The organism is Gillisia mitskevichiae (assembly GCF_003634585.1).
GTDB classification, from domain to species: domain Bacteria; phylum Bacteroidota; class Bacteroidia; order Flavobacteriales; family Flavobacteriaceae; genus Gillisia; species Gillisia mitskevichiae.
The window spans coordinates 1-26,967 of record NZ_RBLG01000003.1 but is presented as its reverse complement, the minus strand read 5'-3'; the positions used below and the strand labels follow the sequence as shown (position 1 = coordinate 26,967).

The 26,967-nt window shown below is 33.8% G+C and carries 26 protein-coding genes and 1 pseudogene; 10 read left to right on the top strand and 17 right to left on the bottom strand.

Annotated elements, in window-relative coordinates; all coding sequences use genetic code 11:
• Positions 1-349: 349 nt before the first annotated feature.
• Positions 350-1,062, top strand: a pseudogene (locus tag BC962_RS11040) (hypothetical protein); the annotation flags it as partial.
• A gap of 290 nt (positions 1,063-1,352) precedes the next feature.
• Here the strand turns inward: BC962_RS11040 and BC962_RS11035 are convergent.
• The 6 genes from BC962_RS11035 to BC962_RS11010 all read right to left on the bottom strand — a co-directional run bounded on the left by BC962_RS11035 (position 1,353) and on the right by BC962_RS11010 (position 5,638).
• A complete protein-coding gene (locus BC962_RS11035) occupies positions 1,353-1,805 on the bottom strand; it encodes a DUF6730 family protein (RefSeq protein ID WP_121346093.1) in 453 nt (150 codons plus the stop codon).
• Between the two features lie 12 nt (positions 1,806-1,817).
• A complete protein-coding gene (locus BC962_RS11030) occupies positions 1,818-2,696 on the bottom strand; it encodes a relaxase/mobilization nuclease domain-containing protein (protein WP_121346092.1) in 879 nt (292 codons plus the stop codon).
• A complete protein-coding gene (mbpA, locus tag BC962_RS11025; RefSeq protein WP_121346091.1) occupies positions 2,693-2,989 on the bottom strand; it encodes a mobilization protein MbpA in 297 nt (98 codons plus the stop codon). Before mbpA ends, BC962_RS11030 begins: the two co-directional genes overlap by 4 nt.
• A gap of 107 nt (positions 2,990-3,096) precedes the next feature.
• Positions 3,097-3,798, bottom strand: a complete 702-nt coding sequence (locus tag BC962_RS11020) for a toprim domain-containing protein (RefSeq protein ID WP_245984157.1) — start codon at positions 3,796-3,798, stop codon at positions 3,097-3,099.
• 355 nt (positions 3,799-4,153) lie between these two features.
• Positions 4,154-5,272: a virulence-associated E family protein gene (locus tag BC962_RS11015; protein ID WP_245984155.1), complete on the bottom strand. Its 1,119-nt coding sequence runs from the start codon at positions 5,270-5,272 to the stop codon at positions 4,154-4,156.
• 81 nt (positions 5,273-5,353) lie between these two features.
• Positions 5,354-5,638, bottom strand: coding sequence for a helix-turn-helix domain-containing protein (locus tag BC962_RS11010; protein ID WP_121346088.1), 285 nt, complete (start codon positions 5,636-5,638; stop codon positions 5,354-5,356).
• 290 nt (positions 5,639-5,928) lie between these two features.
• On the opposite strand from BC962_RS11010, the gene BC962_RS11005 reads away from it, so the two are divergent.
• Entirely contained in the window at positions 5,929-6,216 is a 288-nt protein-coding gene (locus BC962_RS11005) for a helix-turn-helix domain-containing protein (RefSeq protein ID WP_121346087.1), read from the top strand.
• Between the two features lie 30 nt (positions 6,217-6,246).
• Positions 6,247-7,476, top strand: coding sequence for a type II toxin-antitoxin system HipA family toxin (locus tag BC962_RS11000; RefSeq protein WP_317127956.1), 1,230 nt, complete (start codon positions 6,247-6,249; stop codon positions 7,474-7,476).
• A gap of 7 nt (positions 7,477-7,483) precedes the next feature.
• On the opposite strand, the gene BC962_RS16385 is transcribed toward BC962_RS11000, so the two are convergent.
• The 3 genes from BC962_RS16385 to mnmE all read right to left on the bottom strand — a co-directional run bounded on the left by BC962_RS16385 (position 7,484) and on the right by mnmE (position 10,973).
• A complete protein-coding gene (locus tag BC962_RS16385) occupies positions 7,484-7,804 on the bottom strand; it encodes a hypothetical protein (protein ID WP_183075497.1) in 321 nt (106 codons plus the stop codon).
• A 388-nt stretch (positions 7,805-8,192) separates the two neighbouring features.
• Positions 8,193-9,335: a tyrosine-type recombinase/integrase gene (locus BC962_RS10990; protein ID WP_121346084.1), complete on the bottom strand. Its 1,143-nt coding sequence runs from the start codon at positions 9,333-9,335 to the stop codon at positions 8,193-8,195.
• Positions 9,336-9,557: 222 nt separating this feature from the next.
• Positions 9,558-10,973: a tRNA uridine-5-carboxymethylaminomethyl(34) synthesis GTPase MnmE gene (gene mnmE, locus BC962_RS10985; RefSeq protein WP_121346083.1), complete on the bottom strand. Its 1,416-nt coding sequence runs from the start codon at positions 10,971-10,973 to the stop codon at positions 9,558-9,560.
• A 108-nt stretch (positions 10,974-11,081) separates the two neighbouring features.
• Between mnmE and BC962_RS10980 the strand changes: the two genes are divergently transcribed.
• Together BC962_RS10980 and BC962_RS10975 are read left to right on the top strand one after the other, a co-directional pair.
• A complete protein-coding gene (locus BC962_RS10980; protein ID WP_121346082.1) occupies positions 11,082-11,420 on the top strand; it encodes a DUF4870 domain-containing protein in 339 nt (112 codons plus the stop codon).
• A 346-nt stretch (positions 11,421-11,766) separates the two neighbouring features.
• A complete protein-coding gene (locus BC962_RS10975; RefSeq protein WP_121346081.1) occupies positions 11,767-13,194 on the top strand; it encodes a capsule assembly Wzi family protein in 1,428 nt (475 codons plus the stop codon).
• A gap of 87 nt (positions 13,195-13,281) precedes the next feature.
• On the opposite strand, the gene dnaN is transcribed toward BC962_RS10975, so the two are convergent.
• From dnaN to BC962_RS10950, 5 genes are all read right to left on the bottom strand, one after another.
• A complete protein-coding gene (gene dnaN / locus BC962_RS10970; RefSeq protein ID WP_010232309.1) occupies positions 13,282-14,400 on the bottom strand; it encodes a DNA polymerase III subunit beta in 1,119 nt (372 codons plus the stop codon).
• A gap of 190 nt (positions 14,401-14,590) precedes the next feature.
• Positions 14,591-16,264, bottom strand: a complete 1,674-nt coding sequence (gene gldG / locus BC962_RS10965) for a gliding motility-associated ABC transporter substrate-binding protein GldG (RefSeq protein WP_121346080.1) — start codon at positions 16,262-16,264, stop codon at positions 14,591-14,593.
• A 3-nt stretch (positions 16,265-16,267) separates the two neighbouring features.
• Complete coding sequence (gene gldF, locus BC962_RS10960) at positions 16,268-17,005, bottom strand: gliding motility-associated ABC transporter permease subunit GldF (RefSeq protein WP_121346079.1); 738 nt, start codon at positions 17,003-17,005, stop codon at positions 16,268-16,270.
• Positions 17,006-17,036: 31 nt separating this feature from the next.
• The gene (locus BC962_RS10955; protein WP_121346078.1) at positions 17,037-17,333 is read right to left on the bottom strand and encodes a putative quinol monooxygenase; all 297 of its coding nucleotides are present in this window, start codon (positions 17,331-17,333) and stop codon (positions 17,037-17,039) included.
• Positions 17,334-18,167, bottom strand: a complete 834-nt coding sequence (locus BC962_RS10950; RefSeq protein WP_121346077.1) for an SAM hydrolase/SAM-dependent halogenase family protein — start codon at positions 18,165-18,167, stop codon at positions 17,334-17,336.
• Positions 18,168-18,365: 198 nt separating this feature from the next.
• On the opposite strand from BC962_RS10950, the gene BC962_RS10945 reads away from it, so the two are divergent.
• Together BC962_RS10945 and BC962_RS10940 are read left to right on the top strand one after the other, a co-directional pair.
• Positions 18,366-19,319 carry a PhoH family protein gene (locus BC962_RS10945; protein ID WP_121346076.1) on the top strand — a complete coding sequence of 318 codons (954 nt, stop codon included), beginning with the start codon at positions 18,366-18,368 and terminating at the stop codon, positions 19,317-19,319.
• Between the two features lie 60 nt (positions 19,320-19,379).
• Positions 19,380-20,345 (top strand): phosphoribosylaminoimidazolesuccinocarboxamide synthase, encoded by a 966-nt coding sequence (locus BC962_RS10940; protein ID WP_121346075.1) that lies wholly within the window; start codon positions 19,380-19,382, stop codon positions 20,343-20,345.
• 4 nt (positions 20,346-20,349) lie between these two features.
• Here the strand turns inward: BC962_RS10940 and BC962_RS10935 are convergent, their stop codons facing one another.
• Positions 20,350-21,108, bottom strand: a complete 759-nt coding sequence (locus BC962_RS10935; RefSeq protein ID WP_121346074.1) for a glycoside hydrolase family 16 protein — start codon at positions 21,106-21,108, stop codon at positions 20,350-20,352.
• 173 nt (positions 21,109-21,281) lie between these two features.
• On the opposite strand from BC962_RS10935, the gene BC962_RS10930 reads away from it, so the two are divergent.
• Positions 21,282-21,959: a hypothetical protein gene (locus BC962_RS10930; protein ID WP_121346073.1), complete on the top strand. Its 678-nt coding sequence runs from the start codon at positions 21,282-21,284 to the stop codon at positions 21,957-21,959.
• Here the strand turns inward: BC962_RS10930 and BC962_RS10925 are convergent.
• On the bottom strand, positions 21,956-23,035 hold the full coding sequence (locus BC962_RS10925) for a DNA topoisomerase IB (RefSeq protein ID WP_121346072.1): 1,080 nt from the start codon (positions 23,033-23,035) through the stop codon (positions 21,956-21,958). The genes BC962_RS10930 and BC962_RS10925 overlap by 4 nt on opposite strands.
• A 596-nt stretch (positions 23,036-23,631) precedes the next feature.
• Between BC962_RS10925 and BC962_RS10920 the strand changes: the two genes are divergently transcribed.
• Positions 23,632-24,273: a hypothetical protein gene (locus BC962_RS10920; RefSeq protein ID WP_147405651.1), complete on the top strand. Its 642-nt coding sequence runs from the start codon at positions 23,632-23,634 to the stop codon at positions 24,271-24,273.
• Positions 24,274-24,494: 221 nt separating this feature from the next.
• Here the strand turns inward: BC962_RS10920 and BC962_RS10915 are convergent, their stop codons facing one another.
• Positions 24,495-25,583: a M42 family metallopeptidase gene (locus BC962_RS10915; RefSeq protein ID WP_121346070.1), complete on the bottom strand. Its 1,089-nt coding sequence runs from the start codon at positions 25,581-25,583 to the stop codon at positions 24,495-24,497.
• Positions 25,584-25,740: 157 nt separating this feature from the next.
• Here BC962_RS10915 and BC962_RS10910 point away from each other — a divergent pair, with 157 nt between their 5' ends.
• Positions 25,741-26,460, top strand: coding sequence for a DUF4294 domain-containing protein (locus BC962_RS10910; protein WP_121346069.1), 720 nt, complete (start codon positions 25,741-25,743; stop codon positions 26,458-26,460).
• The last annotated feature ends 507 nt before the right edge of the window (positions 26,461-26,967 follow it).

Genomic DNA, 26,967 nt, shown 5'->3' with positions numbered 1-26,967 from the left:
GATACAAAAATAGTTTTATTGTTTTTTCTCAATTAGTCTCCAGTAAAAATGAATTTTTTTTTTAATGGTAGGATGCCCCCACTAGAACCGGTTGTTTTCGTTCTGATCAAATAGGATCATGTCAATTAAAAATGAAGAAATTTATGCCTATGATTTAAAAGGAAGTCATGTACTGACCCAAGATCATTTCTACTATATGATACAAACGATCTCATATATGATCGGGATCCAATAGCATCTGTCATACGTCAGGACGCTGTAGGAAACAGGTGTCTGAGCTGGTAGTCGACCTATCATTATCACCAAAAATTGTACAATGTTACTAGTTTAGTTAAGTTATCTGTAAGCTTCATTGATGATTTTCAAAAGAGATCTGGCTTTTCCTTTTGATATGGAAGGTATCAGTGGATTAACCTATAACGAAGAGAAAAAAGCATTCTGTTTTCGTTTATTTTCAGTTCCTATGAAAACCTACTTAGGAAAAGATTACACCGATAAACGTAGACTGCTAGAGCGGTTAGTAGCAGGCGAAACTAAGCTATGCGCCTCGCAGATTCAACTGAAAGATAATAAAACCTATTTACTGGCGGTTTTTGAAATTGAAAAGGAAAGGCATACCCTGAAACCGGATGTTATTGCCCAGGCTTCTTTATCCCTTGAATACCCGATTGTTGTAAAAATCGGAATGACAAAACTTAGCATTGGTACCAGGGAAGAGTTATTATATCGGAGGTTAGCCCTACAGGCTGCACGGAAAAGGGCAGAGGAAGGAGCTACTTTTTCCAGATCAGGACAAGGACGTAAAAGAAAAACAAAAGCAGTGCAAAGATTCCATGAAAAGGAAAAGAATTATGTTAGTCATCGCCTCCACCTATACAGCCGGAAATTAATTGATTTCTGTGTGAAACACCAAGCAGAAACGCTAATTTTAATAAACCAGGAAAATAAGATAGGCATTGCCAAAGAGGAGGAATTTGTCCTAGAAATTGGAGTTATTATGAGCTGACCACTAAAATAAAATACAAGGCTGAGAAAGCCGGGATTGAACTTATTATAGATTAAAGTTTTGGTTATGAGGGTGCTTGTATATCCGTAATGTGAGGCATTAGTTGCACTCACTAAATGCGTAAAGCATATACAACGGCGTGGGCTTTCTTATTTTATTTTCTTCGTGCATGCAACCTTTTTACAAATTCCATCTGGTTCTGGAACAAACACAAATATTTATTTTACGAGGAAGTCACAATTTATGGCCCCATATCTCCCATAACTAACCTTGCGCGTGGTTCCTGTGCTGTTTTTATAGTGTACGGAAAGTTAAGCGTAAAGTAAAAACAGCATAGGGCGCATACTTACTTATGCCACTGTTCCAGCCAATTGCAATAACCTTCTTTTATTTCCAGATTTTCCGAAAAAAAGATTTGATAGGATTCAAGTTTTGATTCAGAAATAGTTCGATAGATCCGAAATTTCTCTCCTTCGGTTATTTTGGAAGAGTAAATAAAATATCCCAATCCGGATAAAAGCAGGATCAGAATACTCCCAAATAACACAAGAATATAGTTGGGGATCAGACTGGCTCTTTCCAACTGGATATTGATATCTCTAAATAATTCATTTTTTAATTCATCAGCCTCTTCCTGTTTTTGAAGAAAGCTCTTTAGATTCTCATCAATAGCAGCTGTACTGATAGGAATACTCATTTTATTGAGCTTTTTGGATAATAAATCCAGTTTTAAAATAGAAACTTTAAAATCGGCCATTTCATCAGCCATCAGTTCCATGATCTCATCTAGTTTTTTCATACTCATTAATATTTAGTAGCCCATTCCCATACCCATATCGGTATCAAGTCCTCGCTTGATCACCTGTTTAGCCAGATCTTTAGTTATTTTACTGGCCATGTTTGTGCTAAGTTGTACGGTGTTATTCACCAGCTTTAAAGTCTTAGGTACTTCCCTGAGTTTACTGTAACAATTATTCTGAGAAATTTCTGCGATTAGTTTACTACCACTCATGGACCGGTGGACCTCACTTCCTTTTAAATTGGCGCCCTGATATTCGAACCGGAAGCCCTGCAGCTGATTGGATTTGTTGATACTGGGAAGGACTTTTACATTACGTGCATTCATTTTTTGTATGTACTCATCCAGGGTTTTGGGCCTGGATTCCAGAACTTTGTTATGGATATGTTTAATGGCCAGTCGCTGCCATTTTAACTCCTGTAGCTTTCCCTGTTGTACTTCTCTTACCCGGGTTAGTCCTAATTGTTTGGCTACATTATCTGCTGCGATCTGACTTCGTTTTCCTATAAAGCTATCTTTATAAACTTCCCCTATTAAGCTGATACGATTTGCATAGATGTGAATATGGGTATGTTCCTTGTCTTTATGGACAAAACCAATGGCCTGATTATTCTGGAGATTCATTTCCTTTATAAATCCCTGGGCAATCTTTTCTAAATCCTGGTGGCTTAATTCCTTCCCGTCTTTGATGGTTGGACTTACTATAAAACTCAGGGTATTTTTAGTACAGCGGTCATTTTGAGATTGAATGATCTTAAACTCATCGGTGATCTGCCCGGGCGTATCACCGGCCAGGTGTTGTTTGAGAACTACTTCTGCTTCTTTTTCCTGATTCCATCCATAGTCGAGGGAAGCCTTGGTGCTTGCTATAGACTGTCCTTTGCCAATCATTTTTTAAAGTTTTGAAGGTGCGTTCTAATTTCTTCAGCGAGATCTTCAACATTTTTCGCCAGCCGGGGATCACTTTTTTTAAACATATTACTGATTCGCATAAAATTGTTTTTATACTGGATCAGTAGCTGGTAGCATTCTACTTGTTCCGGAGTTAATCGTTCCACGATATTGATTTTAAAAGCGGTAGCCCGGAGATATTCTGAAAGGGAGATTCCTGCCCGGGCCGCTCTTTTTTTGAGTAGCTTTTTCTCGTAGATCGAGCAGCGTATCTGGATGTATTCCCGTTTCATTTTTAATATTTATTTTCTTTGCAACCTCCGGGCGCAAAGCAAGATTGTCATGACAATGACACATCTTGCTTTGCTACTCAAAACGATTTATGGCCACTGTAAATCGACTACCCACAAGCTAGTTTTTCATTAAGGTCTTTATAGTTTTTATAGCGATTACTCTGGTCTTTTAAGTGGGGATAATACTGAAATAATTTCTTTGCGTTTTTCTTCCCGGATTGATCATTATCCAGGTAGAGATCAACCGACGTATAGTTTTTGAAATAGGATGTTATCTGTTGTAAAAATGAAAGCGAGTTTAAAACGATGATATCCGAACCATTTAATTCCTCCGGATATATTTCAGCAATGGATAATAGATCAAACATTCCTTCACAGACGACCAGGTTATCATTTTCATTCTGGAGGTAGGTATAGCTTTTAGGAGAACTGGAAGTTTTAAAATAGAGACTGCGCAGTTCCCAGCCACCATCCTTATTTTGAAGTCCGATGGCATAATAAGATTTTTCCCGGCATTCGTACCAGACTTCCTTACAGTAGCTTCTGGCAACTTCAAGGGAAATACCTCTAGATCTTACATACTTCTTTAGGTAGCTCTTGGTGATCGGTTTTACTTGTATGATGGTATTACCGCATTCCTTTTCTGAAGTATCGGTTATAGTACCCTGGAAGCTAAATACAGGCAATTCATCCGAGAGAAACTGCAGTGCTTCTCCAACGCTGCAATTTGATAGTAGACACACCAGATCAATGATATTCCCACCTTCACCAATTCCGAAGTCATACCATCGGTTCAGTTTTAAAGACACTTTGAAAGAGGCCTGTGTTTCTGACCGAAGGGGACTCAGAAACCAGGCTTCTTTCTCCGTTTTCCTACTGGGGAAGTGGCCCAATTTTGCGAGGGTTTCCACGATGCAAATATTGCGGGCTCTTTCACAGGTTAGTTTTTGAAGTTTCATTTTTCTATAATTTTAGTTACCTACTTACCTTTTCCAGTCATAGCAAGGCTTTTCAAATAAAAATGCTAGTTACCTTTAGTTACCTATCTTACCTAAATTCCAGGTTTTAGGTAACTTAGGTAAGATGAATTAAGTTTTACTTACCTGGTCTTAAGCCTTGTCATAAAAGGGATGATCTAACTTTAGGTAAGTAGGTAAGTAGTATTTATGTTATTTCCCAAGGGCTCGATGTAAACAATTGTTTTGTCAAGAAACCATAGACCTGTCGTTTAGGGTGTTTCACTCGTTGAAAGTTCAAAGCATTCAGAGCTCTGCCGATAAAAACTACATTCAATCTTATATTGAGGCATGAAAGTTTAGCTAGAATTTCGGAAGAGGTATGAAAATCTTTTATATCCTGGCTCGGTTCAAAATATTTGGTGATTAATTCTTCTTCCGTAGATAACTGACGAAACTCGCGATTTCTTTCTTCGTTTTCCTCAATATCTTTTAGAGTTAGTTCCGGAGAAAAATCAGGATCAGAATAGGCCAAATGATATGCCTGTGACCAAATCTGGTTAACCTGAATTTCCTTGGAATAATTAAAATCAATTTTCCTAAGAAGTTTAAAGCATAACCAACGGACAGAACCTGTTTCGTCATTCAGGAAATTAGCCTGATTGGTTGAACCAATAAATGAACAGGTCCTAGATAGCGTTGAATTTTTTCTGTCATAAGGCAATCGTTCATTTATGAATGTTTTAGAAAAATATGCTTTAAGACTATTTATGTCTTTTTTGTTTAGCATGGAAAGTTCATCGAGGTTAATAATAAAATTTCGGGTTAACTGAATTCGGGCATCTTTATCATTACTAATGTCTTCTGCTATATATTTAGAGAGAGGGGGAGGACATATAAAGCGACACCAGGTTGATTTGCCTGAATTCTGTTGGTTGTGGACTAAAACTAGACATTGTTTATTAAAATAACTTTCCTCCAGGGCACATCGAATAGTTCTAACCAACCATTTTTTAAAATGATAGGCAAAACTATCAGAATCCTGAACTGGAACATAGGAACATAATTTGGAAATATAATCTTGGCCATCCCAGTCTTCTAATTCTTCAAAATATTTACTAATAGGATTAAAATGCGGAACAACATAGGATCTTAGAAAGATCTCAAGTTTATTGGGAGGAACCTCAATATTACATTTGGCCAATTCAATAAGAACTGAATTAACTTCAAGTTCTTCCCAGTTTTTAGAATTTTTCAGGGAGATTTGAAAATCCTGGCTTATCTCATTATATCGAATTTGGTATTTATCAAATAAATATTCCTCCATATAATCGTAAATGGTTTTCTTCTTGGGATTCTCGACCATATAGATATTTGGTGGTTTACTGTCCATAACTGATCAAGAAAATTATCTCCTGTTTCGGAAAGTATAGTTAAGCGCTTCCTGTTGAATTTCAGCTTTTGATTTACTGGGACTGGATAGCAGCCATTCATCCAGTTTTTCTCTTGAGAAGTAAATCATTTTACCACGAGGTTTTGAAAATGGAATGTCTCCGTTGGCAGTTAGTTTATACAGGTAGCTACGTGAGATACCAGTATACTCCGCAGCCTCTTCAATGGTTAACACATTCTTATTGGCGCGAACCATATTTTCTATTCGGTCAAGTTTTTCAAGTATTTGTAATGAGTCCATGATTAAAGTGTTATTAGTTAGAGATTGATTTTCGCTTTATGAGCGATTCATGGAGCCAAACTAGCAAGTGAAATAAAAGGGAAGGTGTGCTATGCGTGCTGGGTATACAAATCTATTTGAATGGTATGTAAGAGAAAATATGTGGCAGGAGGATAATAGGGATAATGGAGTTCGTATATTTATGAAAAAGAAAGACCTTCCTTAAAACATTGCATTCTAATAGTGAAAAATATACTATAATGTAGTTTATTTATATCATAATATATATATTTGATGCAAATAAGCGACATATGAATTCTAAAAAAGCATTAATTCTTCCGAGATATCAAAAGATATTCGCAGGATTAGGAGAAAATATTAAGCTTGCTCGTAAACGCAGAAAACTAACTGCTGAACAGGTGGCTGAACGAGCGGGCATCCATCGTGCAACATTACATAGAGTAGAAAAGGGAGATCCTTCCGTTGCAATAGGTATCTATTTTAATGTACTGAAAGTATTAAATCTTGAAAAGGATTTTGCTAATCTGGCAAATGATGATAAACTTGGTCGTAAACTTCAGGACCTGGATTTACTCTAAATTATGGCGGAAGGAAAAATCAATATATACGTGTATGCCGACTGGAAAGGACTAGAAGCTCCCACCGAGATCGGAGTACTTTCAGCACAATTTGCTAAAGGCAAAAAGGCATTCAGCTTTGAGTACAACAAAGATTGGTTGAAGCGCAATTCTTATCAATTACTGGACCCTGAAATTAATTTTTTTTCCGGGCCTCAGTATCCGACAGATAAAGAAAATTTTGGAGTTTTCTTAGATAGTATGCCCGATACATGGGGTAAAACTTTGATGAAGAGGAGGGCGGCACAGGAGGCCAGATCTAGAAATGAAAAAATACCCAAACTCTATGAAATTGATTACTTGTTAGGTGTTTATGATGAAAGTAGAATGGGGGCTTTACGATTTAAGACCGATAGGAAGGGACCATTTTTAGATAACGATACTAAGAATCCAACTCCGCCGTGGTCCTCTTTGGGCGATCTGCAGGAGGCGGTAAATCACATAGAAAGTGATTCGGAAACTAATACTATCAGACAATGGCTTGCTGTACTGATTGCTCCAGGATCTTCTCTTGGCGGTGCCAGACCAAAGGCCAATGTATTAGGGAAAAATGGAGATCTTTGGATTGCAAAATTTCCTTCTAAAACGGATACAATTGACAAGGGGGCATGGGAATTCCTAACATATAGACTAGCCCTTGATTGTGGGATAGAAATGGCAGAATCGAAAATTGAAAAAATTACAGGACCTTACCATACATTTTTGACAAAGAGGTTCGATCGTGAAGACAGACAAAGAATTCATTTTTCTTCAGCAATGACAATGACCGGTAATACCGAAGAATCTTTAAAAAATGTTAGTCCAAGTTATCTTGATATCGTTGATGTAATTGAAAATTATGGTATTAATGTGGAGGAGAATTTACATCAATTATGGCGCCGTTTAATTTTTAATATCGCTGTATCAAATACTGATGATCATTTAAGAAATCACGGCTTTATAATGAATGAAAAAGGATGGGAGTTATCACCGGCTTATGATATAAATCCTTCTGTGGAAAAGGATGGACTAGCATTGAATATCGATGCAGACGACAATGCACTCGATTTAGATCTAGCCATAGGCGTTGGAGAATATTTTCGTTTAGGGGAAGATGATATGAATCAGATTATTGAAGAAATTTTATCTGTAATAAGTAATTGGAAACACTATGCAAAAAAGATTGGTATTGCCCAGAAAGAGCAATTAATTATGGAACCCGCTTTCAAAGTGGAACTATAAAAAGCCTTTATTTAAACTTCTGAAAAATGGCTTCTAATGCTTCATGTTGCTTAGAAATAGGAGAGCGGGTAGGAGCATTTTTCAACGTGTTATAATTGTATTTCTTGCCATCAGGTCTAATAAGTAATCCAGAGGTAACAAATAGATTTTTCAAGGTTATTGAATTGTGTGGAAATGTTTTAATTAGGTGATCATAAAATTCTCTGCAACTAGGACCGTCCATTTTTAAATGAATTCTCGAGCGTTGATTACCCCAATCCTCTAGTAAAACGTTTTTAAAATCTAGTAGGGAAGTTGCTTCCTGGTCAATTAAATCAAAGCGTACCATTTCATTATATAATTGAGTTAAATGAATATCCGAAATGGATAGATTGAAATTATTTGGAGACTTATCCGAATTAGAGATTATTTTTTTTAAGAAAGAAGATTTAAAATTTTCTCTCCAGGAAGTAAGGCAGAAATATAATCCTAGCAAATAGACTAATACTATTATAAGCTGGACGGCCAAATTTGAAGTTTGATTTGAATGATGAAAATTAGACATCAAATGCATAAAACTTAGTCCAGTAAAATGAAATAATAATCTTGGTTTTTCTACTGAATTGACTAAGCTTAAATTTTCATTTAAAAAGTGTGAATAAATTACGGGGAGATAATGAATAGCTAAACGACTATAGACGTATATAAATGCAAAGAAAGATAGATATGTAATTATATCAAAATTCATAATCCATTTGTAACTCTGGAATTAAATAGGCTGCTTCTTTTTTCTTTTTGTCTACGATTTTAGCATATACCTGAGTGGTTCTTATTTCTTTATGGCCGAGTACTTTTGAAACCGTATAAATATCTGCTCCGTTTTCAAGTAATAGTACTGCATGAGTATGTCTGGCGCTATGAAAGGTAATATGCTTGGTAATACCGGCCCGCATGCACCACCTTAGAATTTCTGCATTAAAATGTGCACCATACTTCAAACCTTGAAAAACCCGATCATTTTCTTTTCTTCTTTTTCCTAGTAAATTCCTGGCCTGACCTGAAATATACTGGTATTCCTGACCGGCAGTCTTTTTCTGTTTAAAAATAAGTCGGGAGCCTTCATCTTCATCTCGAACTTCGGCCCAGTTCAATTTATTAATATCGCTCCATCTTAAACCGGTTAAGCAGCTGAATAGAAATGCATTTTTTAGTATTTGATGTTTACATCTGGCTTTAGCAAGCCCCTGTAATTCTTCATGAGTTAAATACTCTCGGGAGGTTTCACCCTGGGCATATCCTTTGACCGTGGCAGCGAAATTTCTTCGCGTATAGCCATCATTAAAAGCTTGCCGTAAAGCTGCTTTAAATTTATTGTAATAAGTATACTTTGAGTTTTGAGATAGAGGAGTATTCGATTTTGTTCGGGATTTATGATTTAAAAACTTTTTGAAGCCTAGAACAAAATCTTCATCAACATCTTCAAATGTTATTTTTCTCTTACCTATATAATCCTCAAGGTGATTTTGAGCAGCATCCCAATTGTCGTAATTACCTTTGCTTTCATAACGCTCCTCTTTAAGTTTATCATAATAAGTGATAAAGAGTAGTCTATCCTTATTTTTATCTTTTATACCATATTTGCCTTGTGCATATTCAGCCTTACGGATTGATAGCACCTGCTCGGCTCTCAACAGGACCTCAGCATTTTCTTGGCGTTCTTTAGTTGTCTTTGGTTCAATAATAAGGTATTCTTTTAAATATTCAAATTCCCTATTATGTTCAATCTTACCTTTATCATTCTGGATGAAGCCTTTATAATATTCAATATAAAGGCTATACTTTCCAGTCTTTAATTTTTTCTTTTTGAGTTTGATTTTCATAACTGGTTAATTTCTATAAATATAAGAAAAATAAATATTGAGGTGTAAAAAAATACACCTCATTGATGAAATTTAACAACGAGGTGTAAATTAAGTGTAAAGAAAGGTGTAAAAAGAAATTAGATTCGGAAAATATGAAAATAAAATAGAGGCTCTTAAGCCTCTATTTTAGTATTATTTGGTGTTATTTGATGTCATTTGGTATCAAATAAAATCTTCTGTTTATTTTCCAATACAGAAATTAGCAAAAATATTGCCCAACAAATCATCGTTGGTGATTTCCCCTGTGATCTCTCCAAAATGATACAGTGCTTGGCGAATATCTATAGCCATAAGGTCTCCAGAAAGATTATCGTTTAATCCGTGTTGTACCTTGTTTATTTCTTCTAAAGCGCTTAGCAACGCATTATAATGCCTGCTATTAGTTACAATAGTATTATTGTTCCTTAATTCGCCAGTATTCACGAATTGTAACAATTTTTCTTGTAGTTCTTCTACGCCCATTCCTGTTTTAGCAGATAGTAATAGATATTGGGATTTTTCTACTCCGCGGGAAATAACCTCCAATTCCTGTTGTAATTTTTCTAATTCTGTAGACTCCAAAGTATCCACTTTATTTACAATGATTAGTAATGGCTTTTGTGGAAACTGATTATGGATCTTTTGTAGTTCTACTTGGAATTTTGAATTCTGAATTTTGAATTTATCTGCACTTAATAGATAAATAACCACCTGCGCCTGACTTATTTTCTCAAATGTCTTTTTTATTCCAAGACCTTCAATAACATCTTGAGTTTCTCGGATTCCTGCAGTATCAATAAATCTAAATCCTATTCCCCCAATGCTTATTTCATCTTCAATAGTATCCCGCGTAGTACCGGCAATTTCGGAAACGATGGCACGTTCCTCATTTAGTAGGGCATTTAGCAAAGTAGATTTACCAACATTAGGCTCGCCAACGATGGCTACAGGAATTCCATTTTTAAGCACATTTCCTACTGCAAAGGAATCGATCAATTTTTTAAGTACCTGTTGAATTCGTGTTACTAAATTTTGAAATTCATCTCTGTTAGCGAATTCTACATCTTCTTCAGCAAAATCTAATTCCAGTTCTATCAAGGAAGCAAAATTCAGTAATTCCTGACGCAACTTCTGAATTTCATTGGAAAAACCACCTCTCATTTGTTGCATTGCCATTTGGTGAGAAGCTGCATTTTCAGAAGAAATAAGATCTGCTACGGCTTCTGCCTGACTAAGATCCATTTTTCCATTTAAAAAAGCTCTCAACGTAAATTCCCCTGCTTCTGCAGATCGACATCCTTTACGTATTAAAAGTTGAATGATCTCTTGCTGAATATATTGACTTCCATGGCAGGAGATCTCTATAGTATGTTCTCCTGTATAACTTTTAGGCCCATGAAATATAGAAACCAGAACTTCATCTATTATTCGTGCATCTTCTATAATGTTCCCTAAATGAAGGGTGTGTGTTGCTTGCCTTTTTAGCTCCTTTTTAGACTTAGCTACAAAAATTGGAGAGACTATATTTATCGCTTCTGGACCTGAAACACGGATCACGGCAATTGCTCCAGCACCAGATGGGGTAGCTAATGCTACTATGGTATCGTTTAAAATCATGCAGCAAAGATAGTAAAGAAATAAGAGCTTGTTTAGTCCTTAGTCTGTAACATATTAGGATATTTTACTACTTATAAGATACATTCATCAATCAATCAAACAAACATCATGAGAGAAGATAATCAATTATTAGTATTAATGCATTTAAGTCAGTTACTAGATCTTGTTACCGGAGTAGGAGGTTTTGTAGTGCCTTTAGTTATCTGGCTCACTCAAAAAGATAAGGTCTATGGAATGGATGTTCACGGGAAGATGATCCTTAATTTTCAAATCAGTCTTTTTATCTATTCTATTATCAGTATTCCGTTGATCTTTTTATTTGGACTAGGTATTATTTTATTGATAGGAATTGGAATTGTTGCCTTAGTATTCCCCATTTTAAATGCTATAAAAGTGAGCAATGGAGAGATCCCAACATATCCTTTATCTATTGAGTTCATTAAATAAATATTGTATAATTAGAATTCTCAAATAATTTTAAAAGGTTGAGACTAAATGAAAATTAGAGAATTAAAAACGATGAAATTTTTGATTTTAGTTTACTATTATATCTAAAGATTTTAACCATTAGAAATAGAATTTGATTCTATTAATAACATATTTAATTTAAAAATTAGCGAAGCAATTTATTTACAAGTTTCAATTATTGAATTTTTTGTATTAAATTCATGTAGAATTTATTTACATTTTCAAATTCATTGGTATACATCCCTATAGTTTCCAAGCTCCCCCTTTTCATTTTTAACTTAATAGGCTGCCTTAATTAGGCGTAGGCTTTTTAAAAGTAATTATTATGAATATAGGCCGGGGACTCTTCTTTACTCTATTTATTTTTAATTCATTTATTGGATTTTCTCAATTAAATTTTTCAGGAGAGGCAACTTCTAGAGTTTATATTTCTTCTGAAGACAAATTACCATTTTGGTTGTACTCCAATCAACGAGGTAGAATAAATGATAGTACCACAGTTTCTTTATTTCTTACAGCTAGAGAGAATTGGAAAATTAATCAGAATGCAGATTTAGAGATTGGCGGAGGAATTTTATATCAAGATGCTGCAGAGGAGGAAGTTGATCTAGATGAATTATATATTCAATATAAAAATTCTTGGATTAGGATTATCGGAGGTATAAAACAAATAGATGAATTATATGATGGTTTAAGCGGTACGAATGGTAATATGTTATGGTCCTTAAATGCAAAGCCAATCCCTGGTATTCAATTAAATACAGTAAAACCCATTTATTTCTTATTTAATAAGCATCTTGGTATTTCAGGAACCTGGGGAGAATTTCTATTAGATAATGATAAAAACAGGTTTGTTAAAAAAATTAAAATTCATAAGAAGAGTTTGTTTATAAATTATAGATCGAATAATGAACTAAAAATTAAATTAGGTATTGAACATTTTGTGCAATGGGGAGGGGAATCTCCAGAGTCTCATATTGGAATCCAGCCTAAAAGCTTTTCAGATTATTTAAAGATCATTACTGGGCAAGGCGGCCAAGAGGATGCGTTTATAGGAGAGCAAACAAATGCCTTAGGAAATCATCTGGGAAGTTACGAGCTTCGAATAAGTAAAGTTATAAATAATATATATTATGAGATTATGTATAGTCATCCCTTCGAAGATGGCTCTGGGATGTTATATTATAATAGACCAGATGGTAGATATGGGATTTTTGTAGATCTCACAGAATATTCATTACGAGAAAAACCTTGGATACAGAAGTTTATGTATGAATTTTACTACACTAAAGATCAAAGTCATGAGAGAAGTCCATTAATACATAAGTGGGATAATTATTTTAATAATGGATTATATCAATCTGGATGGACTTATAAGGATAATGTTTTGGGCTTGCCATTTTTTACGATTAATCAATATGGCAATGATAAAAAACCATCGATTGGTAATAATCGGATAATAGTTCATCACTTTGGATTAAAGGGGAATCTAATGCAGAAAATACCCTACAAATTATTTCTTAGTTATCGAAATAATAATGGGCATGTAAGAAACCTAAACGATTTTGATGGGGAGGAATTTCGCGAGGATGATCCTCGAGGTAGGATAATATTACCTCATGAAATCGTATCTACCTATTTAGATGTAAATCTATTGAATTCTTTTTTGAATATTAATTTGGAACTTGGAGCAGATTTTTCATCAGAGAATAGTAATCTGGGAGTAGGAATAAAAATCAATAAGACCTTCTAATAGCAATTGCTTTTCTTAGAAAAAAGAACAAAAAAAATCCTGCCTTTTTATGAGACAGGATCTTTTTTTATATAAAAAGTATATTTTTTAGCTATTCAGCATCACTGGCATAACTAACATCGTAATCTTTTCTCCTTCATCTAATCCATCTACTGGAGTTAGAATTCCTGCACGATTTGGTAAACTCATTTCTAACTGAACTTCATTTGCATTTAGGTTATTCAACATCTCTGTTAAAAAACGAGAGTTAAAACCAATTTGCATATCGTCCCCTTGGTAAGAACAAGTCAATCGCTCTTCTGCTTTGTTACTATAATCTATATCTTCTGCTGAAATATTCAACTCGGCACCAGCGATCTTTAAACGAACTTGGTGTGTGGTCTTATTAGAGAAAATAGAAACCCTTCTAACAGAACTTAAGAACTGACTTCTATCTATAACTAATTTATTAGGATTTTCTTTTGGAATAACCGCTTCATAATTTGGGTATTTCCCATCGATCAATCTACAGATCAACTGAGTGTCTTCAAAAATGAATTTGGCATTAGACTCATTATATTCAATAAGAACATCTGTCTCGCTTCCTGCCAAGATCCCTTTTAAAAGATTCAAAGGCTTTTTAGGCATAATGAATTCTGCTGCCTGAGAAGCGGTTACATCTTCTCTAGAATATTTTACTAATTTATGAGCATCTGTAGCTACAAAAGTTAAACCTTCTGTAGAGAACTGAAAGAACACTCCGCTCATAACAGGTCTAAGATCATCGTTTCCAGAAGCAAAAATGGTTTTGCTAATAGCCATAGCCAACACATCTCCTTGGATGATAGTGCTGCTAGGATCACTCAATTCCACTGCATTTGGGAATTCTTCTCCATTTGCGTATGCTAAGGCGTATTTCCCGTGGTTAGAACTTAATTCTATGGTATTATTATCTTCTACTACAAATGTAAGTGGCTGTTCTGGGAACGTTTTCAAGGTTTCCAATAACAATCTTGCAGGAACAGCGATAGAACCTTCAGAATCTGATTCTACTTTCAGTTTAGCAGACATGGTAGTCTCTAAATCGGAAGCTGAAACCGTTAACTCGTCCTTCTTTAATTCGAATAAAAAGTTGTCTAAAATTGGAAGGGTGTTATTATTGTTAATAACGCCTCCTAATATTTGAAGCTGTTTTAATAAATACGTACTGGATACTATAAATTTCATGGATCTAACGGTTATTTAATCAATACAAATATATCGTAATCCTTTAAAAACCGAAGTGTAATAGATGATATTTTATTAACAGAAAAAATGTAATTAATTATGCCAACTCCTTGAAATTAAAGGCTTCCTGAAAATATTGTTTAGAATTTTGTTAATATTTAATTATGAAGAAAACTTATGCACTAAAAGTCTAATTTTTCACATATCTTCTTTTGCGGAGGTAGGTAAAGAAAAAAGCACCCATTCCCAACAACACTAACGGAATAATAAGATTTAAAACTTGCCATTTTTCACGCTCTTGAGCTGTCTTTTCTGAATCTAAAAAAGCAATACTAATTTCTTTAGATCTAATATCTATTAATCCTGAATCGTCTAAAAGGTAGTTTACAGCATTTAGTAGAAATTCCTTATTACCGTACGTATTTCCCGTAAATCGATCGAAACCTAATTCCACCGGTTGCCCTTTCTGAAGCTGATTTTTTATAACATCCCCATCGGATATTACGATCATTTTAGTGGATTTTCCATTGTCTATAGCAACATCCAGTTCGAAGGGTTTTACCCTGTTCTTATAGACAGATTTAAATTCACCTTCTAATAATACGGCCATAGGTAATTCTCCTGCAGTATAAGTAGAAAGATCAGGCCTAGTATTTATTAAATTTAGACTTATTTCCCGCGGAGTTCCTTCTATTTTAGATTGAGGAGAACTGGATAGTAATACTGTTTTTTTAATATTGTTACCCAAAATATCTATTGGGTTGGCCCAGTCAAATTTTACTGCTTCAATATTATTAATTATAGGGTGTGAGTTTGGAGAAGTGGTAAGCGGACTGTAAAACCAAGGGTAAGGGGAGAACTGGGTATCATTTCCATTTCCACTAGCCAAAATAATAGGTGCCGAATAAATATCATTTACTAAGGCAGGGTTGATCCGTAGGCCATAAGAAAAGAAAAAGTCATTTAAACCTAGGTCTCTTGGTAGGGCAAATGCACTTCCGCTTTGATTGAATAAACTATCGCTTTCCATAGCAGTTTGCTCTATCAGCCACAGGGATTTTCCTCCATTCATTAGGTATTGATCCAAAACCATTTTTTCCTTCTCAGAATAGGCTTGTGTGGGTTTCGCTTCAATAATAAGATCGAATTCTTTTAAGTCTTCTAATGTCTTATTAGGGTAGTTGGCAACAGAATCTAAGGTAAAAGGAGCTACAAAGTAATACTGTCTAATGGTTTTGATGAAATCTGCGATATAAGCATCACCAAATTCTCCATTACCGCGCATGATAGCGATTTTCTTCTTTTTAGGCTGTACTAATTGTCCAATGGCATCGGCAAAAGAATATTCCATTTGCTGTACAGAATTATTTACGCGCTCCTCATCTGTTGTTCCCAACTTATTTTTAAGTAGTGGGATTTTTACAGTTTTATTATTAAAATTAGCTATTGCCCATGGGAAAATAAGAGATTCGCTCGCTTTCCCATTTTCCATTATACTTATACGAGCTGGTGTCATTCCTAATTCGTAAAATTCCTGAGCCACAGCATTCGCATCATCACCTTCAGCTAAAGGGTCTATAAAATTAAATTTCACATTGGAATTATAGGCAGACATCTCTTCTAAAAATTGTCTTGTTTCATTTTGTAATCTTCTGAATTCAGGAGGAAAACTGCCTTTCAAGAATACATCTATTATAATAGGCGATTCAATTTTATCTATAATTGTTTTAGCTGCAGGCGATAGGGTGTATCTATGATCTTGCGTAAGATCGAATCTGGAATGCACTTTGGAAGCAATATTATTTATAACCAATAAAGCGATTATCACAATAAACAGCCCTTTGTATTTATTTAAATTTTTCAAGAGCTAGACTTTAGTTTTAGTTGAATTGATCCTGAAATAGCTAAATGAGATAAAGAGGGTGATAAGACTCAAAAAATAGATAATATCTCGAGTATCTATTACCCCGCGACTCATACTTTTATAATGATAACTCATCCCTAAATATTCAATTCCATAATTAGTATTTCCAAATAGCTTAAAGTCGGCAATACCTTCAAAAGCAAAAAATAATAAAAAGCATAAAAACACAGCAATTATAAATGCCGTGATCTGGTTATTTGTAAATACTGAAGCAAAAATTCCTATTGAAGTATATGTTGCGACCAATAGTAATAGACCTAGATAAGACCCCAGAGTAGCACCAATATCTAAGTTGCCGGTTGGATCACCAAGCTGGTAAATAGTAATTACATAAAATAAAGATGGAAGAATGGCAATACAGGTAACTAAAAAAGCTCCAAAGAACTTCCCTATTACTAAATTCCAAGTCCCAATGGGTTTGGTTAACAATAATTCCATAGTGCCTTGCTTGTTTTCTTCAGCAAAACATTTCATCGTTATAGCTGGGATTAGGAACAGAAAGATCCAGGGAGCGAGATCAAAAAAAGGTTTAAGATCTGCAAAACCATTATCCAAAATATTATAGGAGCCACTAAATACAAATAAGAATAGACTACAAAGCGTCAAAAATATTCCAACTACTAAATAGCCTGTTGGAGCAGAAAAAAATGATCGAATTTCTTTATTGAGGATCGCTATCAATGCTGCTTATGTGTTTTTTAAACCTTAATTCTTAATCTAGACTTACTAATTTGTCTACACTCCAAGCTTCTGGTTTTTGATTGAAATATTGTTTTGTGTTTTTCCAGACTCCTTTAAAGAGATCGGAATCTCTATAGTTCTGTAGAGCCTGTTCATCTTCCCAATAACTATACGTAAAAAACTGATTTGTATTGTTTTTATCTCTATATAGTTCTAAAAAAAGACATCCTTTAAATCCTCTAACTTTAGATTTTATAGCTTCAAAATCACTTAAAAAAGTTTCTACTTTTTCTGGTACAAAGCCCATTTTAACTATGCGTACAAACATTTAAGATTCAAATTTAATGGTTACCGTATCCCTTAATTCCAACCCAAATAAAGTGGAAGCACTTCCTACAGTGCTAGGATTACTTTTGTAAATGGCAAGTTCTATATACCCAGCAGAATTAAAGATGGCTAGTTTTTTCCCATCTTCTTCTCGCTTGTCTTTATCCTGTTTAAAATCTATAGCATCACTATAAGTATTATAAATATTAGAGAATTTAGCAGTTCGTGCCGTGATCTTAAATTTTCTTCCTTTACCAACGTTCTCAAATATTTTTCTGGTAATATTGGTTACTACATTTCCGTAGTTATCAATATAAAGAACATGTCCAATGATCTGATTTTTTTCAGAATTAATATATGGTTCTATTTCCTTTAAATATTTAATGCTTTCTATGGATTTTCCAATTACTTCCAAGGTGCCTCCGCGAGCGATATGGCAAGCTACTCTTACAAAAACATCTAATACAGGGAAATTAGTTTCTACTGTGTTATGTATATTGATCTCTACGATCTTTTCTGGTTTAATTTCTGAAGCAATTAAAGAAAGAATTCCATTGTTTGCACAAATAAAGTAATGGTCATCCAGTAAGATGGCTACATGTTTATTTTCTGGAGTTAATTCTGAATCTATTCCTATAATATGAATACTGCCCTTTGGGAAACATTTATAAGCATTTTTTATAATATAAGAAGCCTCTGTTATATGAAATGGAGAGATAGAATGCGAAATATCAACAATTCTAACATCATCCATTTCTGAATAAATAGTTCCTTTAACGGCCCCAGCGAAGTGATCTTTTTCCCCAAAATCTGTCGTTAAAGTAATGATCGCCATAGACAATTGTTGATATTTTTTAAAGCTGAAGCTTGTTATTTATTGTAAGTTTGTAACACAGGCGAAGATAAATTTATTTCATCCAAATCCGGAAGAAATTTATATAAAAATTGACATTTTTAAACAAGTAATATCTTACATTGTTACTACAGTAAAAACTGAAATTGATATAAAAATCTAACATTAAACCGACTGCTTTTGAACGAACTCATTATCGAACTTTCCGAAATTAGCCCAAGAGATTTCTTTGGACAACAAAATGAACATATTGAACTTCTTAAAAAATATTACCCAAAACTAAAGATCGTTGCTCGCGGCAGCAAGATCATGGTTTATGGGGATGAAGACATGTTAGAGGAGTTTGATAGGCGATTTACAATGTTATTAGATCATTTTAGTAAGTACAATACGCTGGATGAAAATGTCATTGAACGTGTTTTATCCAGCAATGGAAGAGAAGATTATTCAACATCTACCGAAAGTGGACAAACCTTGGTTCATGGAGTAGGAGGTAAGTTGGTAAAAGCTCAAACTGCCAATCAGCGCAAATTGGTAGAATTAGCTATGAAGAATGATATGATCTTTGCAATTGGTCCCGCGGGAACAGGAAAGACATATGTGGGAGTAGCACTTGCGGTTAAAGCACTAAAGGAAAAACAAGTAAAACGTATAATCTTAACGAGACCTGCTGTAGAAGCGGGAGAGAATTTAGGATTTTTACCTGGAGATCTAAAAGAGAAACTAGATCCTTATATGCAGCCACTATATGACGCGCTTAGGGATATGATTCCGCATGAAAAATTAGAGGTATTTATTGAAAAAGGGATTATACAGATAGCTCCTTTAGCCTTTATGCGTGGAAGAACCTTAGATAATGCTTTCGTTATCTTGGATGAGGGTCAAAATACAACCCATGCACAAATGAAAATGTTCCTAACTAGAATGGGAAAAAATGCAAAATTCATGATCACTGGGGATCCAGGGCAAATTGATCTCCCAAGAAGAACTGTATCTGGTTTAAAAGAAGCTTTACTTGTACTTAAGGATACCAAAGGTATTGGAATGGTTTATTTAGACGATAAGGATGTTGTAAGACATAAGCTTGTTAAAAGCATTATTGCAGCTTACAAGAAAATAGAACATGCAGAATAGTTTATTACAGAATATAATTAAATAATAAAGAGATCTCTATAAAGAGATTCTATAGTATTCATGAAGAACAGTATTACAGACACCAATTTCAATTTTCCAGGACAAATTAAAGTTTATAAAGGAAAAGTTAGAGAAGTTTATTATTTAGAAAACGATCTTTTAGTTATGGTTGCCACAGATAGGCTTTCTGCTTTTGATGTGGTGATGCCTAAGGGAATCCCTTATAAAGGCCAGATATTAAATCAGATCGCCACTCAAATGATGGCTGCCACTCAGGATATTGTTCCTAATTGGTTAGAAGCAACCCCAGATCCTAATGTGGCGATCGGGAAAAAATGTAAGCCATTTAAAGTGGAAATGGTAATTCGCGGATATTTATCTGGTCATGCAGCAAGAGAATATAAAGCAGGAAAACGTATACTTTGCGGGGTTTCTATGCCAGATGGTATGAAGGAAAATGATAAATTCCCTGTTCCCATTATTACTCCTGCTACCAAAGCTGAAATGGGAGATCACGATGAAGATATTTCAAAAGAAGATATTTTAAAACGTCAGATCGTTACTAAACAAGATTATGAGATTCTTGAGGATTACACCAAAAAACTTTTCCAAAGAGGAACTGAAATTGCTGCTTCTAGAGGTTTAATTCTGGTAGATACTAAATACGAATTCGGAAAAACTATAGATGGAGAGATTGTATTGATAGATGAGATCCATACGCCAGATTCTTCTCGATATTTTTATGCTGAAGGCTATGAAGAGCGACAGAAAAATGGAGAGATCCAAAAGCAATTGTCTAAAGAGTTTGTAAGACAATGGCTCATCCAAAATAATTTTCAAGGTTTGGAGGGTCAGACAGTTCCAGAAATGAGCGATGATTACATAGATTCTGTTTCAGAAAGGTATATAGAGCTTTATGAAAAGATAACGGGTTTCCCGTTCGAAAAAGCAGATATTTCCAATATTGAGGATCGTATAGAAAGCAACGTTTTGGATTACTTAAAACACAGAAAGGTTAAGAATTAAAGGTCTATATATAATACCTTATATAATCTATATAAAAACGGGCTGGAAAAATGGAATCGTCTATTTCTCCGGCCCATTTTCCTCCAAGAGCTAAATTTATTATTAGATAAAATGGCTTTTGAAAAATATTGTCTCGCCCTTCTCTCTCAGCATCGTCAATATTAAAGCTGTGATACGGTTTATTATCTATAAAATAATTGATGCTTCTTTCATCCCATTCTATCGCATAAGTATGAAAGTCATCTTCAGATGAAGGAATTTCAAAGCTTTTTGCCGAAGAGTTTAATTCCTTATTATCTAATTCAGGGTAGTGAATTGCTCCATGGATCTCTGTTGGAGATTTCCCAACATGTTCCATAATATCTATTTCCCCACAAGCGGGATAACCATCTCGCTCTCTGTTTTCTCCCAACATCCATATTGCTGGCCAAGTCCCTTTACCTTCAGGTAGTTTCGCTCTTATCTCAATTCTTCCATATTTAAAAAGCTTTTTATCTATCGTATTTATTCTCCCTGAAGTATATTTAGATCCCTTATGATCCTCTTTCCTGGCTTCAATTACTAGCAGACCTTCTTCAATTCGAATGTTTTTAGATCTCGATGTATAATATTGCTGTTCATTATTATGACCCAAACCTTTGTTGAAATTCCAAATATCGGTATCGATCTTTTGCCCATCGAACTCTTCTGCCCAAACTAGACTACGCTCCTGAGATTGCATAAAAGGGGATATTAATAAAAATAAATAGATTAATGTTCGCATTTATATAACTTTCAAATGATGAGGACTTGCTAAAAGTATGCCATTAATTTAAAAATAAAACCACAAAATTATTAAGGATCTATCTTTAAGTATTATTAAACTATCATTCTTATAGTAATTGTGATATTTATGGTATAATTGTTGAATATTTATAAAAAACTAAAACATAAAATATGACTAAATTTCTGACTTTTATTTTATTAGCTATTTTCGGAATTACATCATCAAACGCTCAGCGAGATCCTTTTAATCCTAGTAATTCTTCTATGCAGGTGCAAACCAAGAAAAGTGTAGAATCGGAAATTGTTGGCTCTCCTTATTTTGAAGAGATGTTTACTCCCGGGATTATAGAAGAAGTAGGGGGTAATCAACAAAATGCATATTTTAGGTATAATGTTAAAGATGATCAAGTGGAAGTAAAAGTTTCACCTAGTCAATCAGATATTTATATCCTTCCTAGACAGCAAAAATTCATCTATCAATTAAAAGACTATTCTTATGTTTTAGGATCTTATAACGTTGAGGGTGTTGGTCTGGTAAAAGGTTTTGTAAATAAATACCACCAAAGTGATAAGGTTACTTTTATTGGAAAACCATTTGTAACTATTACTCAAGCCCAAGCAGCAAAAACTGGATATCAAAAAGCTACACCTGCAAGTTTAAATGTTGGGATAAACTATTATTTTGGATTAGGGGATAATAAGCTTCAGGAAATTAAATTAAGAGAAAAAGATTTTAAGAATATTCTTCCCTCATCTAAAGAAATGAAGCAATATTTTAGTGATAATAAAATTAAAGATATAAATGATGTGAAAAAAATGATTGATTTTTATGAAAGTCTAGGTTCTTAATTTAGTTCCACTTCATAAGCACTTATCATATCTAGCATTATTTTTTCTGAACTAGATAAAGAGGAAGAATTACTAAATTCTTCCTCTTTTATTTTGTTGAAATAAGAAACGATCTGTCCATTCTCATAATTTTCTGTGATAAATGGATGAACATAATAACTTCTACAAACCGATCTTGTATTTCCTAAACCGTGTGCGGCAGCATCTATAGCTTCTAATATTGCTTTTGAATTTGCCTTTTCATCTTCCTCATATCCAATTTCATTTAAAGTTTCAAAAAATATTTTAGAAGCTGCCCAAGTTCTAAAATCTTTAGCTGTAAAACTTTCGCCGCTAATTTCTTGTATGTAGTTATTTATCATAGCACTGTCTACTATTTGTTTCTCTCCAAATTCATCATAAAATTTGAATAATTCCCATCCTGGAATTTCTTCGCATTGATTCACTAATTTGATCAATTTTTTATTTGTGATTGTTATTGAGTGTTCCTTGCCTTTTTTTCCAATGAACTCAAATTTCATTTTACTTTTAGAAGTTTTTACATGTCGTGTTCTTAGAGTACTTAACCCATAGGTCTTATTGTTTTTAGCATAATATTCATTTCCTACTCTTATATGTGTTTCTTCCATTAAGCGAACTACTAAAGCAAGGATTTTACGCTCGTTCATTTGTGGTATATCAAGATCCTCATCCACCGCTTTTCTAATCTTTGGTAAAGATTTTCCAAAAGTGATCATTTTAAAGAATTTGGTTTTATTTCTTAACTCAGACCAAGTGGGATGATACATATATTGTTTTCTGCTTTTCTCATCTAAGCCAACTACTTGTAGATGTCCGTTTGGGAGATGAGAAATTCTCACATTTCTCCAGGCGGGAGGAATTACTAAACTTTTATACCTGTCTAGTTCCCTTCCTGCTAAAACCTTCTTGCCATTTCTATTAAAGATATACCCACGACCTCTCTTTTTTCTTTCTACGCTAAGATTGGCTTCAGAAATATAGATAAGATTTGCAATACTCGCAGCCTGTGCAGGATCGTTTATTAGATCATCAATTTCTTCACTTGTTAAGGTCATCGATTTTTTATTTAAAGATAAAACGATTCAAAACAAACAGATTATAATTATTTGTGAAAATTCTCGCAATTAAAAAACGATTGCTTTTTTTTAAAATAAACAAGTGTTTTAAATTATAATGAACTTTGTTCCTTAGTCGAGATAACTGAAAGTCGCTTCTTCTATTATAGATATCTGAAGGCTTGTGTATCCCACATTGCGAGGATCTATGAACAAGACAATGAATTAATCGTTATTCAGCAAAAACATCCGAGTAAATCACCCGCAATCACAGTGGATTCTATGGTATGCCCAATCAGTTATCTAAAAGTTGAAATAAATTCTTCTTCTTATTGGATGTACATTACTCTCACATTGTAAGCAATTATAAATTATTGTCTATTAATATAAAGGAAAGGTAGGAGGGAAGCAATTATTAAAGGAAATGCTTTTGTATTAAAAACTGTTCTGTAGTTATCAACTTTATGTAAGCTTAGTTAAATAGCTGTTATTTATAGAATTGGTAGAATTATAAAAAATAGTTATATTAATAGGAGATGTATAAATTTTCAGCTCGACAAGATATGCGAGCTTGTTGAATAAATAAATTTTCTAATATGAAAAAGACTTTTTTTATTTTGGCGTTTTCGGTTTTTCATTTAACAATGTTCTCCCAGATACCACCAAGTATAATATATACTACATATTTTCCTAATGATGATCGTTATGAAAAATACAACAAGTATGAAGGGAGCATTTATTTAAATGACGATTTTGTACTTGGTAATGTTTTAGATATCCAGAATGGATCTTCACAAGCCGCTTATTTAAGATATAATCTTCTGGAGGATATTGTCGAAATAAAGCTCACTCCCGGTTCTGAAACAAGAATTCTACCTAAAATTGATAATATTAAATATGATTTTGGAGATTATGGCTTGTTATTAAAAGAAGAAGCAAATAAAAAATCATATTATTTAGAATACTTTAATAGGGAGAATTTGAAATTCTTAGCTAAACCGAGCCTTGCAGCTACAAGGAAAAATAGCGATATCATGGGAATTGATAACATATTAATTTTTCAGGATTATAAATATTATATTCTTAAAGATAATGAGATGAAAGAAATTCACCTCAGAACTAAGGATTTAAAACAATTATTTGCTGGAAATTCCGTAGCCGAAAATTATTTAAAATCACATAACGTAAATAACATAGATAAGATCAAACACTTTTTGGAATTCTATGGGAATGATTAAAATTTAATTTATCATTTATGATTGTGGAAATAAAACAAAGATATTTCCGAAATACTTTCAAATGTTATCCGATACTATCTTTACAAATAATTTTAACATTGTTTAAAGTTTGCCGTTTGGAGTTATGGAAATTAACCCCATTAGATTGAAAGTAAAGTGAAAATAAAAACAAAAAAAAAGGCCGCTATTTAGCGGCCTTTTTTTTGTTTCAGATAAATGATTTATTCAAAATAACTAAAAGTTTCTCCGTCTTTAATATTTAATAGGCTTTCATAGATTAATTTAATCACATTTTCTACATCGTCTTTATGTACCATTTCTACTGTGGTATGCATATAGCGTAGTGGTAAAGAAATAAGTGCAGATGCTACACCTCCATTACTGTAGGCAAATGCATCGGTATCTGTACCAGTCGCGCGAGATGCTGCATTTCTTTGAAAAGGAATTTCTTTCTTCTCTGCTGTATCAATAATTAATTCTCTTAACTTATTTTGGACAGCCGGAGCATATGAAACTACAGGACCAGCACCAATTTTCGCATAGCCATTAACTTTCTTATCTATCATGGGTGTGGTAGTGTCATGAGTAACATCTGTCACAATTGCCACGTTTGGTTTGATACGCTGAGTGATCATTTCAGCTCCTCGTAAACCAATTTCTTCTTGTACAGAGTTGGTAATGTACAATCCGAAAGGTAATTTTTTCTTGTTCTCCTTCAGTAAGCGAGCAACTTGTGCGATCATAAAACCTCCCATTCTATTATCTAAAGCTCGGCAAACAAATTTGTTATCATTAAGTATAAAGAATTCATCCGGATAAGTGATCACACAACCAACATGTACTCCTAATTCTTCAACTTCAGTTTTAGTAGAACAGCCTACATCTATTGTAATATTGTCTAATTTAGGTGCTTCTTCTTTTTCTTTATTTCTAGTGTGAATAGCTGGCCATCCAAAAACACCCTTTACAATTCCATTCTTTGTATGTATGTTTACTCTTTTAGAAGGAGCTATTTGATGATCACTTCCCCCGTTTCTTATTACATATATAAAGCCTTCGTCAGATATATAGTTTACATACCAAGAAATTTCATCTGCATGACCTTCAATTACTACTTTAAATTTAGCCTTCGGATTAATCACACCTACGGCAGTACCATAAGTGTCGGTAATAAATTCATCTACATATGGTTTTAGATAATCCATCCAAATTTTTTGTCCTTCCCATTCATAACCTGTAGGGGAGGCGTTGTTTAGATATTTTTCAAGGAATTCCATAGAATCTTTGTCAAGCAATTCTTTCTTAGTCATAGTATATTTTATTATTTCTTTAAATAACTGGTTCTTTAATCTATTATGAAGCCAGCAACATTCCTATTATAAGCTAAAAGGAACAATTTTACCTAATATTTAGCACGAATTTAATAAGAATAAAATTTTATGCAAGTGCAATAATTGTAAATTTGGAATGGTTTTAGTAAATGATAATCAAAATTTAAAAGATTGTAATTTGAAATTTAAGCTAACATATATTTTCTATTTTCTTTTGTTAGGTACAAGTGCATGGAGCCAGACTAACAATCCAGAGCAGGATACTATTCAAAGGGAGTATTTTATAATTATGGGAGATACTGTTGTTCGGGAGACAATAGATTTAGATGAGGTGCTAATTCTTGGTAGAATAAAGTTCGATTCAGATAAGGCAAGAAGACGTTACCTTATATTAAGGAGAAAAACCAGAAAGGTTTATCCCTATGCTAAATTGGCTTCAGAAAGATTATTAGAACTAGAATCTAGATTAGATAGAATTAAAACTAAACGGGATAGAAAGAGATATACTAAAATAGTACAAAATTATATAGATGATCAATTCTCTGCAGAACTTAAAAAGTTAACCCGCACAGAAGGTCAGATTCTAGTAAAGCTCATTCATAGGCAAACTGGCGAAACGGCTTTCGAACTTATTAGAGAACTAAAAAGTGGTTGGCGTGCTTTCTGGTATAATTCTACAGCAAGTCTATTTGATATATCATTAAAAGAAGAGTACCATCCAGAATCAAATCAAGAAGATTATTTAATAGAAGATATTCTTCAGCGCTCTTTTCAATCTAAAATATTAGAGCCTCAACCTAGTCTATTAGATTTTAATTTCCATGAGCTTACCAATAAATGGACCTCGGGTAGATAGTTTTTAGTTATTTCATTTCTTTTTTGTGCGTTTCCCCTCCCAAAGTTCGGGGTCGGGCTTTACGCCTGTAGTCCCAATTCCACGTTGTTTCATTAGGAGCTACCGCTTCAATCCCTAACGCTTGGGCATCACTGATGCCTTTTATTATATTAAAAACCTTTCAGTCCCGTAAATGAAGAAAAAAACTTTCCCGGTAACTCTCGTATTACCAAAGTATTAAGAAAAGATTAAAATTATTTTAAAAAATACTTTAGTAAAAGTTTGCGGGTAAGAAAAAAGAGGACGTATATTTGCACCCGCTAAGCGATCAACGAGTAGTTGATTTGGGAGGTGAAGTTCATTGTATACTGGGAGACACGAGCGTTTTTAAGGTTAAAATTTAACTAAAAAAAAGTTCAAAATAAGTTTGCTAGAATGAAATTAAAGTTGGTATATTTGCAGCCGCGTTTAGCGGTACAAAAAGTTCCTTGATTAGTGAGAATACGATGTAAATTTTGAGAGTAAAAG